Here is a 1,171-nt window from a genome sequence, read left to right as displayed (position 1 = left end):
AATCTCCCCCCTTGCGGGGGAGATGTCCGGCAGGACAGAGAGGGGGGCCTCGCGCAAACCTCGATCATGCCGGCTCGTCCATCAGATGCAGGCTGTCGCGGTTGAAGGTGAGCATAACCGCCTCGCCTTCCGCCGGCAGCGCGGTGCCCGCCGGCACGACCGCATGCAGTCTCAACCCATCGGCATCGAGCGCCAGCCTTGTGGTGGCGCCGAGATAGTTGGTGCCGACCAGGCGCGCCGCGACGCCGTCGCCGCTGGCCGCGCTGGCGACGCGGATGGACTCCGGCCGCAGGCTTCCCCAGCGGCGTTGGCCGGAATAACGCTGGACGAAATCCGGCGGCAGCACGTTGGACGAGCCGACGAAATCGGCGACGAAGCGCGTGTTCGGCCGCTGGTAGATATCTTCCGGCGTGCCGACCTGCATGATCCTGCCGTCGTTGAAGACGGCGACGCGGTCGGCCATGGAAAGCGCCTCGCCCTGGTCGTGGGTGACGAAGACGAAGGTGATGCCGAGCACCTTCTGCAGCGACTTCAATTCCTCCTGCATGTTCTCGCGCAGCTTGAGGTCGAGCGCGCCGAGCGGCTCGTCGAGCAGCAAAACCTTGGGCTGGTTGACCAGCGCGCGGGCGAGCGCGACGCGCTGGCGCTGGCCGCCGGAGAGCTGGCCGGGACGGCGCGCGCCATAACCCGGCAGGCGCACCAGCGACAGCGCTTCCTCGGCCGCCCTCAGCCGCTCGGCCTTGCCGACGCCCTTGACCATCAGGCCGTAGGCGACGTTGTCGAGCACGTTCAGATGCGGGAACAGCGCATAGTCCTGGAAGACGGTGTTGACGTTGCGGCGGTAGGGCGGAACGCCCTCGGCGCGCTCGCCGAAGATGGAGATCGAGCCCGCCGTCGGCTGTTCGAAACCGGCGATCAGCCGCAGGCACGTCGTCTTGCCGGAACCGGACGGCCCGAGCATGGCGAAGAACTCGCCCGGCGCGATCTCCAGATCCACCGCGTCGACGGCGCGCACGCTGCCGAAATGGCGCGAAACTTGTTTGAAGGAAACGGCAGAGGTCATGGGCCTGTTTGTTTCGTTGCCGGTTTAGAGAGATGCGCGACGCCCCACCTCCCCCTCGATGGGGGAGGTCGCGGCGAAGCCGCGGGTGGGGGTGACTGGCGCCAACCT

At 67.9% G+C, this 1,171-nt stretch carries 1 protein-coding gene; it reads right to left on the bottom strand.

The window, feature by feature from the left end; all coding sequences use genetic code 11:
- Window positions 1-64: 64 nt before the first annotated feature.
- Window positions 65-1,063: an ABC transporter ATP-binding protein gene (locus EOD07_RS35145; protein ID WP_127238414.1), complete on the bottom strand. Its 999-nt coding sequence runs from the start codon at window positions 1,061-1,063 to the stop codon at window positions 65-67.
- Window positions 1,064-1,171 lie beyond the last annotated feature (108 nt).

The sequence above is a fragment of the Mesorhizobium sp. M2C.T.Ca.TU.002.02.1.1 genome, assembly GCF_003997225.1.
Note: the sequence above shows the minus strand (reverse complement) of the source record. Positions and strands in the feature narration are given on the sequence as shown.